Annotated in this window: 11 protein-coding genes; 8 read left to right on the plus strand and 3 right to left on the minus strand. The window is 37.3% G+C overall.

The window, feature by feature from the left end:
- The first annotated feature begins 37 nt into the window (after positions 1–37).
- The 3 genes from bamA (at position 38) to BGC7_RS09080 (ending at position 3,872) form a co-directional block, all read left to right on the plus strand.
- Positions 38–2,698: an outer membrane protein assembly factor BamA gene (gene bamA, locus BGC7_RS09070; RefSeq protein WP_050701262.1), complete on the plus strand. Its 2,661-nt coding sequence runs from the start codon at positions 38–40 to the stop codon at positions 2,696–2,698.
- A 94-nt stretch (positions 2,699–2,792) separates the two neighbouring features.
- Entirely contained in the window at positions 2,793–3,308 is a 516-nt protein-coding gene (locus BGC7_RS09075) for an OmpH/Skp family outer membrane protein (RefSeq protein ID WP_050701263.1), read from the plus strand.
- Between the two features lie 60 nt (positions 3,309–3,368).
- A complete protein-coding gene (locus BGC7_RS09080) occupies positions 3,369–3,872 on the plus strand; it encodes an OmpH/Skp family outer membrane protein (RefSeq protein ID WP_050701264.1) in 504 nt (167 codons plus the stop codon).
- Positions 3,873–3,952: 80 nt separating this feature from the next.
- Here the strand turns inward: BGC7_RS09080 and BGC7_RS09085 are convergent, their stop codons facing one another.
- Both BGC7_RS09085 and cysK read right to left on the minus strand, forming a co-directional pair.
- On the minus strand, positions 3,953–5,248 hold the full coding sequence (locus BGC7_RS09085; RefSeq protein WP_050701265.1) for an O-acetylhomoserine aminocarboxypropyltransferase/cysteine synthase family protein: 1,296 nt from the start codon (positions 5,246–5,248) through the stop codon (positions 3,953–3,955).
- 86 nt (positions 5,249–5,334) lie between these two features.
- The gene (gene cysK, locus BGC7_RS09090; protein ID WP_050701266.1) at positions 5,335–6,282 is read right to left on the minus strand and encodes a cysteine synthase A; all 948 of its coding nucleotides are present in this window, start codon (positions 6,280–6,282) and stop codon (positions 5,335–5,337) included.
- A 266-nt stretch (positions 6,283–6,548) separates the two neighbouring features.
- Between cysK and murF the strand changes: the two genes are divergently transcribed.
- From murF to BGC7_RS09115, 5 genes are all read left to right on the plus strand, one after another.
- Positions 6,549–7,835, plus strand: coding sequence for a UDP-N-acetylmuramoyl-tripeptide--D-alanyl-D-alanine ligase (murF, locus tag BGC7_RS09095; protein ID WP_050701267.1), 1,287 nt, complete (start codon positions 6,549–6,551; stop codon positions 7,833–7,835).
- Positions 7,836–8,084: 249 nt separating this feature from the next.
- Positions 8,085–9,188 (plus strand): phosphotransferase enzyme family protein, encoded by a 1,104-nt coding sequence (locus BGC7_RS09100; RefSeq protein ID WP_050701268.1) that lies wholly within the window; start codon positions 8,085–8,087, stop codon positions 9,186–9,188.
- 14 nt (positions 9,189–9,202) lie between these two features.
- Positions 9,203–10,588, plus strand: a complete 1,386-nt coding sequence (locus tag BGC7_RS09105; RefSeq protein WP_050701269.1) for a Gfo/Idh/MocA family protein — start codon at positions 9,203–9,205, stop codon at positions 10,586–10,588.
- Between the two features lie 159 nt (positions 10,589–10,747).
- Positions 10,748–14,194, plus strand: coding sequence for a glycoside hydrolase family 2 TIM barrel-domain containing protein (locus tag BGC7_RS09110; RefSeq protein ID WP_050701270.1), 3,447 nt, complete (start codon positions 10,748–10,750; stop codon positions 14,192–14,194).
- 42 nt (positions 14,195–14,236) lie between these two features.
- Positions 14,237–16,270, plus strand: a complete 2,034-nt coding sequence (locus BGC7_RS09115; protein ID WP_050701271.1) for a glycoside hydrolase family 97 protein — start codon at positions 14,237–14,239, stop codon at positions 16,268–16,270.
- Between the two features lie 47 nt (positions 16,271–16,317).
- Here the strand turns inward: BGC7_RS09115 and BGC7_RS09120 are convergent, their stop codons facing one another.
- Positions 16,318–17,565, minus strand: a complete 1,248-nt coding sequence (locus tag BGC7_RS09120; protein ID WP_050701272.1) for an ABC transporter permease — start codon at positions 17,563–17,565, stop codon at positions 16,318–16,320.
- Between the last annotated feature and the right edge of the window lie 23 nt (positions 17,566–17,588).

The following is a 17,588-nucleotide window of genomic DNA, read 5'->3' on the forward strand; positions in this document are numbered from 1 at the left end:
CACTAATAATAATATAAAGAAAGAAACCATCTACTATATGTTCAAGAAAGGATTATTCATTTTGTTTATTGTCTTATTCTCCTCTTCTATAGTTGCTCAGGCACAAAAAGCAGATAGCACCGAGATTAAGAATATCAATAAAGCTCTTCAGGAGAGTGCTGATAATTTACCTGTTATATCATACAATAACAGTCGTAAGTATGAAATAGCAGATATCAAGGTTGTTGGTATCCAAAATCCTATGTACGAAGACTACACAATTCTGGGTTTTGCTCAGTTGCAGGTAGGTGATAAAATAGAGGTGCCGGGAGCCGAAATAACAAATGCTATAAAGCGTTTTTGGAAGCAAGGCTTGTTCTCAGATGTGAAAATACTGGCAACAAAAATAGAAGATAATAAAATCTGGCTCGATATAGTCTTAAAAGAACGTCCTCGTATTTCGGATATAATATATTCGGGAATGAAAAAAGGTGAGAGACAGGATATTGAGTCTAAAATCGGTATGGTTAAGAGCTTGCAGATTACTCCTAATCAGATGGATAGAGCCAAAACCATAATTAAGAAATATTTTGACGAAAAAGGCTTTAATAAGGCTGAGATAAATATTACAGAGAAACCTGATTTGTCGAAAGAAAATCATGTTATTCTCAATATAGATGTAATAAAGAAGAACAAAACAAAAGTAAATACGATTGCTATTGAAGGTAATACAGAGGTGAGCGCCAGTACTTTGGAAAAAGCGATGAAGAAAACTCGCCACAAAAGCAACTTCAAAGCATGGTTGAGAAACTTCTTGAGGTCAACTAAATATGTTCCGGAGAATTATGAAGAAGACAAAGAGCATCTTATTGCAAAATATAATGAATTAGGATATCGTGATGCTACTATTTTGTGGGATACAGTTTATACATCGCCTGATAAGCCGGAGAAGGTAAATGTTGACATAAAAGTGGATGAAGGCCAGCGTTATTTTATCAAAGAAATAAAATGGGTGGGTAATACAATAGAGCCGACATGGAAATTGCAAGCTGTATTGAATATGAAGCCCGGTGATGTATATAATCAGAAGAAACTTACCGAACGGCTTTCTATGGATGACGATGCCGTTATAAATATGTTCTATCAAAATAACGGATATATATTTTCAAATGCAGACCCTGTAGAGGTAAATATAGAAAAGGACTCTATAAATCTCGAAATAAGGATTACGGAGGGACCGCAGGCATCTATACGTAAAGTTACAATATCAGGTAACGATAGGGTTTATGAAGATGTTGTTCGTCGCGAACTTCGCATCAAACCCGGAGCTCTTTACAGCCGAGATGATATTGTAAGATCGTTGCGTGAAATTGCGCAGACAGGGCATTTCGATCCGGAAAATCTTAATCCTAGTATAGTTCCCGATCCGGAATCCGGTACAGTTGATGTAGGGCTTCCTCTAACATCGAAAGCAAATGATCAGGTCGAGTTTTCGGCAGGATGGGGGCAAACCGGTGTAATAGGTAAGTTAAGTCTTAAATTCTCTAACTTCTCATTAAAGAACTTATTGAATCCTAAATCATACAAAGGAATTATCCCTCAGGGAGAAGGGCAGACTCTGGTATTGAGTGCCCAAACAAACGCCAAGTTTTATCAGTCATACTCTATTTCATTTATGGATCCGTGGTTTGGAGGCAAACGCCCTAACTCTCTTTCGGTAGGTGCCTATTACTCTAAGCAAACAGATATTAATAGCCGTTATTTGAATAATGCATATGGTTACTATAATCCATACTCTATGTATGGTAGTAACTATGGCAATAGCTATGGAGGAGACTATAGTATCGGAGCAGACCCTAATAAATCTATTCAGATGATCGGAGCTTCGGTTGGTTATGGTAAGCGTCTAAGTTGGCCTGATGACTATTTCTATGTGCAGGCAGAGTTATCTTATCAGCTATATAGAATGAAAGATTGGGCTTACTTTATAGTAAAAGACGGAAGTGCGAACAACCTGAGTGTAAACTTATCGGTGAGCAGACGCTCTATTGATAATCCAACCTATACACGTCGAGGAACAGATATTTCGTTGAGCTTACAAATAACACCTCCTTTCTCATCATTTGATGGAAAAGATTATGCTTCAATGAAACTTATTGATAACTACTATGAGTCTCCTGAGAAATTTAAATGGATCGAGTATCATAAATGGAAATTCAAGGCAAAGACCTTTACTTCATTGTACGATACAAAACGCACTCCTGTGTTGATGACTCGTGCTGAGTATGGATTTGTAGGTTACTTCAATAAAAATAAAAAATCTCCATTCGAGACTTTCTATATGGGGGGAGACGGAATGTCGGGTTACTCGAGCACATATGCAACAGAGACAATCGGATTGAGAGGGTATGAAAACGGTTCACTGGAGACACAGGCTAGTGCATATACAAGACTTGCTCTGGAGTTGAGATATCCTTTGATACTGGAACCTTCTTCTACAATTTATCTTCTGTCTTTTGTTGAAGCAGGTAATGCGTGGAGAGATTTAGGTAAATTCAATCCATTCGACTTGAAGCGTTCTGCCGGATTCGGAGCTCGTATTATGTTGCCTATGATAGGTTTGATGGGTATAGACTGGGCATACGGGTTTGACCCGATAAGAGGTAGTCGAGATAGTAGCGGTAGTCAGTTCCACTTTGTTATAGGTCAGGAGTTCTAACATACGGCTATATTAATTAACATTATTTACCTTAGATAGAATAAACAAAAGTATCAACTGGCTGTCTAATATATATTACTAAAGATTGACCATTATGAAAAGAATAATTTTATTGTTTGCTTTATTTGTTGGAATTGCAACAGGTACTTATGCTCAAAAATTTGCATTGATAGACATGGATTATATCCTTAAGAATATCAGTAGTTATGAAACAGCTCAGGAACAACTCGATGTCATGTCTAAAAAGTGGCAGGGTGAAGTGGAAAAAGTTCAGCAAGAGGTGAAGAATATGTATAAGTCTTACCAATCCGATTTGGTATTTCTTTCTGCAGAACAAAAAACAAAAAGGGAAAATGAGATTGTAGCAAAAGAGAAAAGTGTGCAAGATCTCAATCGTAAGTACTTTGGTCCTGAAGGAGAGCTTTTTAAGAAGAAAGAAGCACTAGTGAAACCTATACAGGATGATATATATAATGCTGTGAAAGAGATATCGGAGGCTAAAGGCTATCAGCTGATTCTCGATCGTGCTTCGGCCGAAAGTGTTATATTCGCTTCTCCGAGAATAGATATTAGTAATGAAGTACTTGCAAAACTCGGATATTCAAAATAATTATTTATATTTGTTCCCTTAAATAATATAGAATTAACCACTAAAAAAGAACTTATAATTATGTTTAAAAAACTGATTCTGTTACTTCTTGTAATAGCTCCCGTTACAATCTTCGCTCAAGATAAATTTGCATATATCAATGCCAATGAAATCTTTTCTAAGATGCCACAACTAAAAGAAATAGAAACAAAACTTGCTGCAAAAAGTGAAACTATAAGAAAGAATGCAGCTGCAATAGAAAAAGAGTATAATGACTTGGTGGAAAAATTTAAGACAACGCCATCAGATAGTCTTACTGATAGCATCATATTAGATAGACAAACTCAATTGGAGAATCTTCAACAGAGATATCAGAAATTTATCCAGGATAGTCAGGCAGAACTAGAAAAAGAACAACAAGCTCTGATTGCTCCGGTACAACAAAAAATGAGAGACGCAATAAAAGAAGTTGGTAACGAGAATAGTTATACTTATATTCTTGATGCAGCTACATTACTTCATATCGGAACTCATGCTGTAGACGCCAGCAAAGCGGTTAAAACAAAATTAGGGATTGTAGACTAATTCTTTCTATTTAATATATAAAAAATAAGCCTCCTGACAATTCAGAAGGCTTATTTTATTGTATAATATAGTATAGTTGCTTATATTTTGCTTAGAGCCTGATCCAGATCCGATTTTATATCTTCTATGTTCTCTATTCCCACAGATAGGCGAAGCAGACCCGGAATAGCTCCGGCTACTTTTTTTTCGTTTTCAGACAGTTGTTCATGTGTGGTGGCAGCAGGGTGAATAATCAAAGATTTGGCATCTCCTACGTTTGCCAAGTGGCTTATAAGGCTCAAGGAATTTATTATCTTATCAGCGTTCTCTCCTTCTCCTTTTACTTTGAAAGACAATACGCCTCCATAACCTTTCTTTAGATATTTCTTTGCTAAAGAGTGGTATGGACTGCTTTCCAGTCCGGGATAATTAACATATTCAACTTTTGGATGCTGCTCCAGCCATTTTGCCACAGCAAGGGCATTTTCTACATGGCGTTCAACTCGTAGCGATAGCGTTTCTAGGCCTTGGATCAACAACCATGAATTGAATGGACTAATAGTGTTTCCCCAGTCGCGAAGACCTTCGACACGAGCACGTATTGTAAATGCAATATTGCCAAAAGGCCCGCTTGCGCCAAAGACATCCCAAAATACAAGACCGTGATAGCTCTCCGAAGGCTCTGTAAACTCAGGAAATTTACCATTGCCCCAGTTGAATTTACCACTGTCGATTATGATTCCTCCAAGAGATGTTCCATGCCCTCCAATCCATTTTGTAGCACTTTCTACTACAACCGAAGCTCCATGCTCCAATGGACGGAAAAGATATCCTCCTGCTCCAAAAGTATTATCTACTACCAGCGGAATATTATGTTTGTCAGCAATGGCTGCTATTGCTTCAAAATCAGGAATGTTCAAGTCTGGATTTCCAATTGTTTCCAGATATAACGCTTTTGTTTTATCGTCTATTAGTTTTTCGAACGATGCTGGTTCATCATTTGGAGTAAAGCGCGCCTCTACCCCAAGACGCTTGAATTGTATCTTAAACTGATTGTATGTTCCTCCATAGAGGTGAGATGTGGAGACGAAATTGTCACCACTGGATAAGATGTTGTTCAGAGCAATAAACTGTGCAGACTGTCCCGATGATGTGGCTAAAGCCGAGGCTCCTCCTTCGAGTGCAGCTATTCGTTTCTCAAAGACATCAGTAGTCGGATTCATAAGTCGGGTATATATATTCCCAAACTTTCTGAGACCAAAAAGGTCTGCACCATGTTGTGCATCATTAAATGTATAGGAGCTGGTTTGATAGATAGGCACAGCCCGTGAATTTGTAACAGGCTCTTTCTCTTGTCCTGCATGTACTTGCAATGTTTCAAACTTATAATTACTCATAATATTTCGGATTAAAAAAAGAGTAACCAGTATATATGCTGATTACTCGATGATAAATTAATATAACCAAACAATCGGAATTTATTTTATAGAGGATATTCTTCAAAGGCGTATAATACAGTTGATAGATATCGTTCGCCTGTATCAGGTAAAATAACTACGATATTTTTGCCTTTATTTTCTGCTCTTTTAGCTAGCTGTATTGCTGCGTATGTTGCTGCTCCGGATGAAATTCCAACAAGTAAGCCTTCTTCGCGAGCTAGTTCCCTGCTGGTACGGATGGCATCATCATTTCCTACTTGTATCACTTCATCTACCACAGAAGCATCATATGTTTTAGGTATAAATCCTGCGCCAATACCTTGTATCTTGTGAGGTCCTGGTTTTCCTCCCGAAAGGACAGGTGAATCGGCCGGTTCCACAGCTATAATTTTTACATTCGGATTGTATTTTTTCAATACTTCTCCTACTCCGCTTACAGTACCTCCTGTTCCTACTCCGGCAACAAAGATGTCTACTTTGCCATCAGTATCGCGCCATATTTCTTCTGCTGTTGTTTTTTTGTGTATGGCTGGATTTGCCGGATTTGCAAACTGTTGTAGAATAACTGCTTTAGAGTTTTCTTTTTGTAATTCTTCTGCTTTGGCAATAGCTCCTTTCATCCCATCAGGGCCAGGAGTAAGTACTATATTAGCTCCTAGAGCTTTTAATAGATTTCTGCGTTCTATACTCATCGTTTCGGGCATAGTAAGAGTTAGCTTATATCCTTTGGCAGCAGCCACAAAAGCTAATCCGATACCGGTATTCCCACTTGTTGGCTCGATAAGTTCACTGTCGGGAGTTAATATTCCGGCAGCCTCAGCATCTTCTATCATTGCATTCGCTATACGGTCTTTTACACTCGAGGCTGGATTGAAATATTCAAGTTTTCCTATAACAGAAGCTTCTAACCCGTGCTTTTTATTAAAGTTTGACAGTTCCAGTAGAGGAGTATTACCGATCAGGTCTGTTAATTTTTTTGCTATTCGTCCCATAAGATTTATATTTTTAAATGTTTTAATAATACAAAGATACGTACCTTTTAACAATCATGAAATAGCTATAAGAAGGTATTTTTATACCATGATTGTGGTATCTTTTTCGCCTCGAAAAGATATAAAGTAAAAAAAGTTAAGACAGTGCGTGATGTGAATTATTAGCACTATATTCGTATAGCCTTAGGCAGGGCTTAAAAATAGGGAGGAATGCCAAAAATACAATCAGATAGTCGTTTTATTAAATATTCTTTTTTAGCAAATCTATGGAGATAGCTGAATTATATAAGCTTTATAAGCAGTACCCCGAAGTTTCTACAGATACCCGCAATGCCCCCAAAGATTCTATCTTTTTTGCTCTTAAAGGAGCCAATTTTAATGGAAATGAATATGCGGAAAAGGCTATTGACAGCGGTTGTAGTTATGCTGTTGTGGATGAAGAAAAATATGCCACGCGTCCCAATATTATTTTGGTAGAAGATGCTTTGGTCACGTTGCAGGAATTAGCCCGTTATCATCGCAAGCACATAAAGACGCCTGTAATAGGTATAACAGGCACAAATGGAAAAACCACCACGAAGGAGTTGATAACTTCTGTTTTGTCTCAGGAATATAATGTTGTATCTACAAGAGGAAACCTTAATAATCATATTGGAGTACCTCTTACCTTACTTAGAATAAAGAAGGAGCATGAAATCGCAGTTGTGGAAATGGGAGCCAGCCATGTTGGAGAAATTAAATTCCTCTCAGATATAGCACAACCGAATTATGGTTTAATCACGAATATAGGACATGCGCATATAGAAGGGTTTGGCTCATATGAAAATGTGATAAAAGCCAAAGGAGAATTGTATGAATATATACGTGGAACCAGAGATGGAAAAATATTCATAGACTTCGATAATTCTTTGCTTCGCGAAATGGCAGAGGGAATAACATCTATATACTATGGTCTGAATGATGATTTGTTTATTTCAGGTAAAGTGTTGTCAACAAATCCATATCTCGAATTTGAATGGAGATTTGGCGGTAAGAAAAATAAGGTTAAAACAAAGTTGATCGGAGATTACAATCTTTCGAATGCACTGGCCGCAATAACTGTTGGTAAGTATTTGGGAATAAATGCCTCTTTGATTTGTAAGGCGATAGAAGGGTACGAGCCAACAAACAATCGCTCTCAGTTGAAGAAAACAGACAAGAATATGCTTATTATTGATGCCTATAACGCCAATCCGACAAGTATGTATGCAGCATTAGTCAATTTTGATCATATGGATGTCAGCCGTAAGGTTTTGATTCTTGGTGATATGAAAGAACTCGGCCCCGATACTGATATGGAGCATCAGAAGATAGCGGATTATATATCACATCATAATTTTGATGCAGCGATGCTTGTCGGCGATAATTTTAGTCGCATTAAAACTGATATTCCCCGCTTCAAGAATATGGATGGTTTACAAGACTACTTATTGTCTCATCCATTACAGGATAGTTATATTCTGCTGAAAGGTTCGAGAAGTGTACAACTTGAGAAATGTATTGATTTACTATAGATAAGCTTTCGGGAAAGATAGCTTATAATAAAATAAAAGGTGCTGGATGCTAGTGCCTTTTTGTATTTAATAATGTATTATTCGTCTAAAAGAGAATTAATAAAGATATAATAACATCTGAAAGTTATTTTTTTAAAATAATGCGATATTTTTAAAAATGAAAGGGTTATCTTCGTTGTCATTCTATATAAAACACAGGGATAATACTTAAAACATATATATTTTAACCTAATAATTAATTTTCAACTTATGATTGCTCTACCAGCAAATATCGAAAAGCACTTTGTCATCGAAGGTATCGTTAAAGAGATACGCTCATTGGGGGAAGGTCTTATTAATGACACATTTTTTATAGAAACAGAAGGTGATAGCCCCAATTACATTTTACAACGTAAAAATAAAACTATCTTTCAGGATGTGCCTGCAATGATGGATAATATATATAAAGTAACAACACATCTCAAAAAGAAGATTATTGAGAAAGGTGGTGATCCAATGCGTGAAGCTTTGACAGTAACCCCTACAGTAGATGGTAAGTTGTACTATAAGGACGAAAATGATGAATATTGGGCTGCATGTTTGTTTGTCGAAGATACAGTTACCTATCAGTATGCAGATTCACCTGAATTGGCTGCTCAAGGTGGAAAAGGAATAGGATTGTTTCAGGCAATGCTGGCAGACATGAAGGAGCCATTAGCAGATATACTGCCTGGATTTCACAATATGAGATTTCGTTTTCAGCAATGGGATGATATCTTGAAAAAAGATCCTGTAGGACGAAAAGCGGAAGTGAAAGAAGAAATAGAGTGGATAGAGAGCCGTAGAGAAGAAATGCTCGCCCTGTGGAAGAAAGCTGAAACGGGAGAAATACCAACAAGAGTAACACACAACGATACAAAAATAAGCAACATATTATTCGATCAGCAAGGTAATGTTCTTTGTGTCATAGATTTGGATACTGTGCTGAGCAGTATTTGCCTTAATGACTATGGAGATGCTATCCGTTCGTATACGAATGCCGGAAAAGAGGATGATGAAAATCTTGATAATGTATATATCAAAATGGATATTTTTGAAGGATATACCAAAGGCTATCTTTCAGAAACAATATCTTTCCTGACTCCTGCCGAGATTGAAAATCTGGCTTTCTCTGCTAAATATATTACTTTCGAGCAGATTCTAAGATTTTTGATGGATTATATAGATGGAGATAATTATTATAAAGTAAAATCAGATAAGCATAATCTGGTGCGTACGCATGCACAATATAAATTGTTGCAATCTATGGAAGATAACTACGATGAAATGTGCAAAATAGTAAGACAAGCTGTTGATAGCTTGAGTAATAAATAATCTAACTCACAATTATGAAAAAACTATTACCATTGTTGGCTGTATGTTTGCTTTTTTTTAGCTGTACACAGTCTCCAAAAGAAGAGAGTAACATTATTTCGACTCCTGTACCTGAGCGTACAGCGGGACAAACAGATGTGCTTGAACTGAAAACCGACCCTCTACCTGTTGTACGTGTTGCCTTTATTGGATTGGGAATGCGTGGTCCCGGAGCTGTAAGCCGTATGACGCATATACCGGGTGTAGAGATTGTTGCCTTGTGTGATGTAGAACAAAAGAATACTGAGAAAGTAAATAAAATGCTTGAGGAGCGAGGCTTCCCTAAAGCACAGGAGTTTTATGGAGATACTACAGTGTGGCGCAAAGTGACAGCATTGCCCAATGTCGATCTTATTTATGTAGCCACAGACTGGAAAAGCCATGCAACTATAGGTATACAGGCTATGAACGATGGTAAGCATGTAGCTATAGAAGTACCTGCTGCAATGAATATGGATGAGATCTGGGGGTTAATTAACACATCGGAAAAGACTCGTAAACATTGTATGCAACTTGAAAACTGTGTGTATGACTTCTTCGAGCTTACTACATTAAATATGGTACAACAAGGCTTGTTAGGAGATGTAATACATGGAGAAGGTGCTTATATTCATGGGCTACAGCCATATTGGGATGAATATTGGAACGATTGGCGTATGGACTTCAATAAGAATCATCGTGGAGATGTTTATCCTACACATGGTTTAGGTCCTGTTTGCCAAGCAATGAATATACATCGTGGAGACAAACTGAATTATCTGGTTTCAGTAGATACTAAAGCCGTTGGTAATCCCCAATTTCTGAAAGAAAAGAGAGGAGAAGAAGTTAAAGACTTCCGCAATGGAGATCATACATCCACATTGATAAGAACTGAAAATGGAAAATCTATATTGATAGAACATAATATAACATCACCTCGTCCATATAATAGAATGTATCAGCTGACAGGAACTAAAGGCTTTGCAAATAAATATCCTGTTACAGGTTATGCTCTTGGTGCAGAATCTCTAGACCCTTCGTTGACAGCCAACCACGAAAATCTTACTACGCACTCTTTCGTTCCCGACGATGTTAAGGCAGCTCTAATGGAGAAATATAAACATCCGATAGTGAAAGAGATAGAGGAGACAGCTAAGAAAGTTGGAGGTCATGGTGGAATGGACTTCGTAATGGATTATCGTTTGATCTACTGTCTGCAAAAAGGTCTTCCTTTAGATATGGATGTGTATGACCTTGCCGAATGGTGTAGCTTAATACCTCTTACAGAGAAGTCGTTAGACAATAATAGCGCACCTGTAGAAATACCTGATTTTACGCGAGGTGCATGGAATAAACTTAAAGAGTTGAAATTTGCTCAATAAAATCTCTTTTATTTAATAAAAACTTGTGTCTAGGTAACTGGGTTCATATACTAGAATTTATAAATCCGGGAATTACGAAGGAAGTAGTTCCCGGTTTTTGCTAAATATAGACTTTTAAAAGAAGTCCCGATAACTTTAAATTTTAAAATAAATCATTGCATGAAACAATTTATAGGAGGAATTTGCTTTTTGCTTCAATTTGTGTTCTTCTCAAATCTGTTGGCTCAAAATAACGTTCCTTTTTGGAAGGATATAAATGTAGTGGCAGTTAATAAAGAAGTTCCACGTACTACATTTATGAGTTATTCAAGTGTAGATGATGCTACTAAATCTATAGATAATTCTTATACTGATTATAATATAAGTAAGCACTTCTACTTACTAAATGGAACATGGAAATTTTATTTCGTAGATAGTTATAAAAAATTACCTGTTAACATTACTGATCCTGCTACTGATGCGAGTACATGGAATGATATAAAAGTTCCGGGTAATTGGGAATTACAGGGATTTGGAGAGGCTTATTATGTAAATCAGCCGTACGAATTTGCAACATACAATCCTACTCCGCCTCTTTTGCCTGAAGATAATCCTGTTGGCGTATATCGTCGTGATATAGATATCCCTTCCGATTGGTTAAGCCGCGATATTTTCCTACATATTGCCGGAGCTAAGTCCGGAGTGTATGTGTATATTAATGGGAAAGAAATTGGTTATAGTGAAGACTCGAAAGACCCTGCCGAATTTTTGCTGAACTCTTATATAAAAGCCGGGAAAAATGTACTGACTCTGAAAATACTTCGCTGGAGTACTGGTTCTTGGCTCGAGTGTCAGGATTTTTTACGGATGAGCGGAATAGAAAGAGATATATTTATCTGGTCGCAGCCCAAAACTGCTATAAAAGATTTTCGTATTATATCTACTCTCAACGAAAGCTATAAAGATGGTATCTTCAATCTTGGAATTGATTTAAAAAACTCATCAGCTTTAGAAAAAGGTGTTATAGTAGAATATCAACTAATCGATAAAGGAGGGAAGGTCGTAACTTCCTCTTCAAAAGCAGTTAAGTTAGACCCGAATAGTCTGCAAACGGTCGATTTTGAATATGTCGTAAAGAATGTTTCAACATGGACTTCCGAACATCCGAATCTGTATAAATTAATTATGTCTATAGAAGAGAATGGAAATGTTATCGAAGCAGTTCCTTTCAGAGTGGGATTTCGTAAGATAGAAATCAAAGACACAGATATAATAGTGAATAAGAAGCCCCTTCGTTTGTTCTTTGTCAACGGACAACCAATAAAACTGAAAGGAACTAACATCCACGAAACATCCGAAGCAGGACATTATGTGACTCCCGAGCAGATGCGAAGAAATTTTGAGTTAATGAAACTCAACAATATAAACTCTGTGCGTCTTAGCCATTACCCGCAAGATCGTAAATTTTACGAAATGTGTGATTTATATGGTCTTTACGTATATGATGAAGCCAATATAGAATCTCATGGCATGTATTATACAATATATCAAGATGATATGCGTAAGGGTGCTGTGGGACATATTGATGGTAAGAAACGTGGAACTCTGGGGCATAATCCTGATTATTTGGAAAGTCATCTGTCTCGTATTCGTAACATGTTTGAGCGCAATAAGAACTATGCCTCTCTTACTATCTGGTCGTTAGGCAACGAGGCTGGCAATGGATATAATTTTTATAATGCTTATACACTTCTCAAAAATTTGGATAAAGATCTGATGGCACGTCCGGTCAATTATGAAAGATCTTTGGAAGAGTGGAATACCGATATGATTGTCCCTCAATATCCTTCGGCAAAATCGTTTGAATATTATGGAAAGAATGGGCGTCGAAGCGATCATATGAACAATCGCCCTTATGTGCCATCTGAGTATTCGCACGCTATGGGCAATTCTAATGGGAACTTGTACGATCAGTGGGTCGAAATTTATAAGTATCCAAATCTGCAAGGGGGGTATATCTGGGAATGGATAGACCATGCTGTGAAAATAAAGAATAAAGAAGGGAAGTATTATTGGGCTTATGGTGGTGATTTTGGGAAAGATCAGCCTTCGGATGGAAACTTTGTTGCTGATGGAATTGTAGGACCCGATCAACAGCCGCACCCGGCTATGGCAGAAGTTAAGTATACCCATCAGAATGTAGGTTTCTATGTCGAAGACCTTAGTAAAGGACAAATAAAAATCAAAAATAGATTTTACTTTTCCGATTTGTCAGACTACACAGTAAAGTATAAGTTGATTGAGAATGGAAAGATCGTAAAAGAAACTGTACTTCCTCTAAGTCTGGCTCCTCAAGACTCGGTAATTGTTACTATTCCTATGGCTCAACTGAAATCTAAACCGAGAACTGAATATTTTGTAAATTTTGAGGTTATTTCCAAAGTTGAAGAACCACTTGTTCCTCTTGGGTATATTGTAGCCTACGATCAGTTTGAGCTACCTGTAAAAACCGAAAAAGTTGCTTATAAAAATCCTAATGGCCCCCAATTATTCATTTACGATTCGTCCGAAGAATTAATAGTCAGCTCTCAAAAAGTAAATTTTGTTTTTGATAAGAAACAAGGTATTGTTACTTCATACAAGGTAGATGGTAACGAATATTTTGCAGAAGGATTTGGTATTCAGCCTAATTTTTGGCGGGCACCTAACGATAACGATTATGGTAATGGCGCACCTAAGCGCTTGCAAATATGGAAAACATCGAGTAGGAACTTTGAAGTCGCAAAAGCGGATGTTACTATAGATGAGCAGGGAAATGCACAGATGAATATTACTTATGAATTGCCTGCAGGTAACGATTACATTGTCAGTTACAAGATATTTCCATCGGGGGTGGTAAATGCAAATCTTAGATTTACAGCCGCTACAGCGGAAGAAGCAACGGCAGAGTTGACAGCGGAAGCCAAAGAGGCTACACAGTCTGATAGTGGAGAAAGAGATAAGCAGAGAGTCGCCACCTCTAAACTGGAGGTTCCTCGTATTGGTGTGCGATTCCGTCTGCCAGCAATGATGAATCAGGTACAATATCTAGGACGGGGCCCTGAAGAAAATTACCTCGACAGGTATAAAGGGACTCTTGTAGGCTGGTATAAAACAACTGCCGATGATATGTATTATCCATATGTACGTCCTCAGGAAAACGGGCATCATATGGATACTCGTTGGGTTGCTCTCAATCAAGGTAATGGTAGAGGCTTGCTTATTGAGGCAGGAGAGAAGATTGGTTTTAATGCCTTAAGGAATTCTGTGGAAGATTTTGATTGTCAGGAATCTGATGTAGACTATCAATGGCGGAATATGTCTCCTGACGAAATTGCAAATAAGGATTATGCAGCAGCTAAAGATGTACTTCGTAAACAAACACATGAAATAGATATCGTTCCTCGAAACTATGTTGAAGTATGTGTGGATATGAAGCAATCGGGAGTGGCCGGATACAATAGCTGGGGAGCCAGACCTGAGCCTGGATATAATATTCCGGCAAATAAGGAGTATAACTGGTCTTTCACTCTGATTCCAATTAATAATCCGAATGATATTCTGAAAAAAACAGGCTATCAGTATTGATTGATATTTAATTGTTTATAACCTAAAAAGAACTAAAAAAACATGAAAAGGAAGAATCTAACTCTTTTGTCACTCTTTAGCATTTTTCTGTGCTTATCAGTGACAAGCAATGCCCAGAAACAATTCTCTTTAAAATCGCCTGATGGAAAATTGGAAACAAATATCACAGTGGACAAGACTGTGGAATATTCAGTTTCTCACAATGGTGACCTTATGCTGGCAAAGTCTCCTATTTCGATGACTCTGGTTGGCGGAAATTCTTATGGAATAAATCCAAAACTCTCAGGATCTTCGACAAAGACTGTTAATCAGACTATTGATGCTGTAATTTATAAGCGAAGTAAGATCTCTGAGAATTACAATGAGCTTAATCTTAAATTTAAAGGAGATTATAATATTGTTTTTAGAGCCTATAATGATGGTGTTGCTTACCGTTTTGTTTCTTCTTCGAAGAAGTCTTTTGAGGTGGAATCGGAGCAGGCTGATTTTAATTTTCCGGCAGACACAAAAGCTTTTATTCCTTATGTAAGAGATAATAAAACAAAGAGAGAAGGGGAGGCTGATGCAGATAGATTATTTGATATTCAGTTTTATAATTCTTTTGAGAATATATATAGTCATGTAAAACTGTCGGAATGGGAAAAGAATCGTCTTGCATTCCTTCCTTTGGTCGTAGAGGGTGCAAATGGTAAGAAGGTGTGTATTGTAGAAGCCGACCTGCTCAATTATCCGGGAATGTATTTGTATAATAATAAAGGTGGAAAAAGCCTGTCAGGTGTTTTTGCTCCGTTTCCTAAAGATATAAAACAAGGAGGACATAACCTTCTACAAGGAGAAGTGCAGTCTCGTGAACCCTATATAGCAAAGCTTGATGGAGCTACAAATTTTCCTTGGCGTGCGGTTATTGTTACAGAGAAAGACTCTGAACTAGCTAATAGTGATATGGTTTATAAATTAGCAACCCCAACGCAGGGTACTGATTATTCCTGGATTAAACCGGGAAAGGTAGCATGGGATTGGTGGAATACATGGAATCTTTATGGTGTAGATTTCAAATCGGGAATAAATAATGAAACATATAAATATTATATTGATTTTGCTTCTGAGCATGGTATAGAATATGTTATTCTGGATGAAGGATGGGCTGTGAACAAAAAGGCTGACTTATATCAGGTGATTCCAGAAATAGATCTTAAAGATTTGGTAGCTCATGCCGAAAAAAAGAATGTGGGTCTTATTCTATGGGCAGGATACTATGCTTTTAATAAGGATATAGAAGGTATATGCAAGCATTATAGTGAAATGGGTATCAAAGGATTTAAAGTTGACTTTATGGATAGAGATGATCAACTTATGGTCGATTTTCATCATCGTGCTGCGGAAATCGCTTCCAGATATAAAATGCTTTTAGATTTTCATGGAACTTATAAGCCTACCGGACTTCAACGTACATACCCTAACGTAATCAACTTTGAAGGTGTGTTTGGGCTTGAGCAAATGAAATGGGATGCCAAAACGGATATGGTAACTTATGATGTTACTGTGCCGTTTATCCGTCAGGTAGCCGGCCCTATAGACTATACACAAGGTGCTATGCGTAATGCAACAAAGGCAAATTACAGAAGTGTATCGAGTGAAGCTATGAGTCAGGGTACACGCTGCCGTCAATTGGCAGAATATGTAATTTTTGAATCGCCTCTTAATATGCTTTGCGACAGTCCTTCCAACTACATGAATGAGAAGGAGTGTACCGAATTTATTGCAACTGTACCTACTGTGTGGGACAACACTATTGCTCTAAATGGTGAAATTGGAAAATATATATCAATCGCTCGCCAAAAAGGAGGTAATTGGTATGTAGGCTCTTTGACAAACTGGGATGCAAGAAGCCTCGACTTAGATTTATCTTTTCTTGGAGAAGGTAACTTCAAAGCAGAGGTGTTTAAAGATGGAGTAAATGCAGATAAAGCTGCGCGCGATTACAAAAAAGAAACTATAGACATTCCTTCAAACAGGAAACTCTCTATTTCAATGGCTCCGGGAGGAGGATTTGTGATGAAGATTTCTAAGAAATAAGTAATTATAGATGATAAAAGGGCAGTACCGAATGGTACTGTCCTTTTTTATTCGAATCTAATAGATTTAGATGGTGATATTTTAGCAATCAAATAAGAAGGTCCTATCATTGCCAGTATTGAGAAAAATAATGTACCTATATTCAGTAGTAATATATATACAATATTTATATCTACAGGGACTTCAGACATATAGTACTTATCCGGGTCTAGCTTTATTATGCCGAAGTATTTCTGTATAAGTAAGATTGCCAGAGCTATAAAATTGCCATAAAACATACCTTTGAGGATAAGAAAAGATGATACATAGAGAAAAGTTTTTCTTATGCTATAGTTTCGTGCTCCCAAGGTCTTTAGCATTCCTATCATATTTGTTCGTTCGAGTATAATAATGAGTAGTCCCGATATCATTGTAAATATAGATATGGCAAACATTAGTACTATAATTACAACCACATTCATATTTAACAGATCAAGCCAGCTGAATATCATTGGATTGAGTTCTTTTATCGATCTCGAAAGGAGAGTGTTGTCCTTATGATCGCGATAGGCCATCATATTCAGAAAAACATCTCCGTATATTTTATCCAGTTTATCGTAGTCGTTTACCAGAAGCTCCAGACCACTTGCTTCGTCTTCGTCCCATTCGTTGAGTTTGCGAATAAGATTTATATTAGTAACAACAAATAATTTGTCGTAATCCTCGAAATTGGTACTGTATATACCTGTTATTGTAAATTTGCGATAGCGCACTTTTTCTCCTACAAAATAGCAGATAAAGCTATCACCTGTTTTTAGGTGTAGCTTATTCGCTATGTTTTGAGATAAAATAGCTTGATTGGTATTGCTGGTATCATTTACATTGATGATGTCACCGTTCACCATATTGTGCTCAAAGAAGCTCCAATCGTAATCTGCACCTACCCCTTTTAAAATGACACCCTGAAAGCTGCTATCTGTCTTTATTATTCCCGGCTTGGTAGAGTAAGTCTGAACGTGTTCTACTCCTTCTATGGCCTTTAGTCGCGATATAAGCTGAGAATCGACACATATAGGTTGTGTTTCGTAGCTGCTGCTGTTGTTCAGGTTCGTTATCTGTATATGAGATCCAAAGCCTACCACTTTGTTGCGAACTTCCTTTTTGAACCCAATAACGATAGAGAGTGCCAGTATCATAGCCGCCAAGCCTATTGCAACTCCGGCTATTGCTATTTTTATAGCTGGAGAAGATGCTTTTTTCTCTCCTTTATTTCCTCCAAAATGGATGCGTTTTGCTATGAATAACTCTAAGTTCAAAATCAGAAAATCGTTATAGGTTG

Origin of the sequence: Dysgonomonas sp. BGC7, assembly GCF_001261735.1 — a bacterium.
Classification (GTDB): domain Bacteria; phylum Bacteroidota; class Bacteroidia; order Bacteroidales; family Dysgonomonadaceae; genus Dysgonomonas.

Coding starts and splice junctions, on each gene's coding strand:
- BGC7_RS09105 (WP_050701269.1), top strand. CDS start 9,203: ATGAAAAAACTATTACCATTGTTGGCTGTATGTTTGCTTTTTTTTAGC.
- BGC7_RS09115 (WP_050701271.1), top strand. CDS start 14,237: ATGAAAAGGAAGAATCTAACTCTTTTGTCACTCTTTAGCATTTTTCTG.
- BGC7_RS09075 (WP_050701263.1), top strand. CDS start 2,793: ATGAAAAGAATAATTTTATTGTTTGCTTTATTTGTTGGAATTGCAACA.
- BGC7_RS09110 (WP_050701270.1), top strand. CDS start 10,748: ATGAAACAATTTATAGGAGGAATTTGCTTTTTGCTTCAATTTGTGTTC.
- murF (WP_050701267.1), top strand. CDS start 6,549: ATGGAGATAGCTGAATTATATAAGCTTTATAAGCAGTACCCCGAAGTT.
- BGC7_RS09085 (WP_050701265.1), bottom strand. CDS start 5,248: ATGAGTAATTATAAGTTTGAAACATTGCAAGTACATGCAGGACAAGAG.
- BGC7_RS09100 (WP_050701268.1), top strand. CDS start 8,085: ATGATTGCTCTACCAGCAAATATCGAAAAGCACTTTGTCATCGAAGGT.
- cysK (WP_050701266.1), bottom strand. CDS start 6,282: ATGGGACGAATAGCAAAAAAATTAACAGACCTGATCGGTAATACTCCT.
- bamA (WP_050701262.1), top strand. CDS start 38: ATGTTCAAGAAAGGATTATTCATTTTGTTTATTGTCTTATTCTCCTCT.
- BGC7_RS09080 (WP_050701264.1), top strand. CDS start 3,369: ATGTTTAAAAAACTGATTCTGTTACTTCTTGTAATAGCTCCCGTTACA.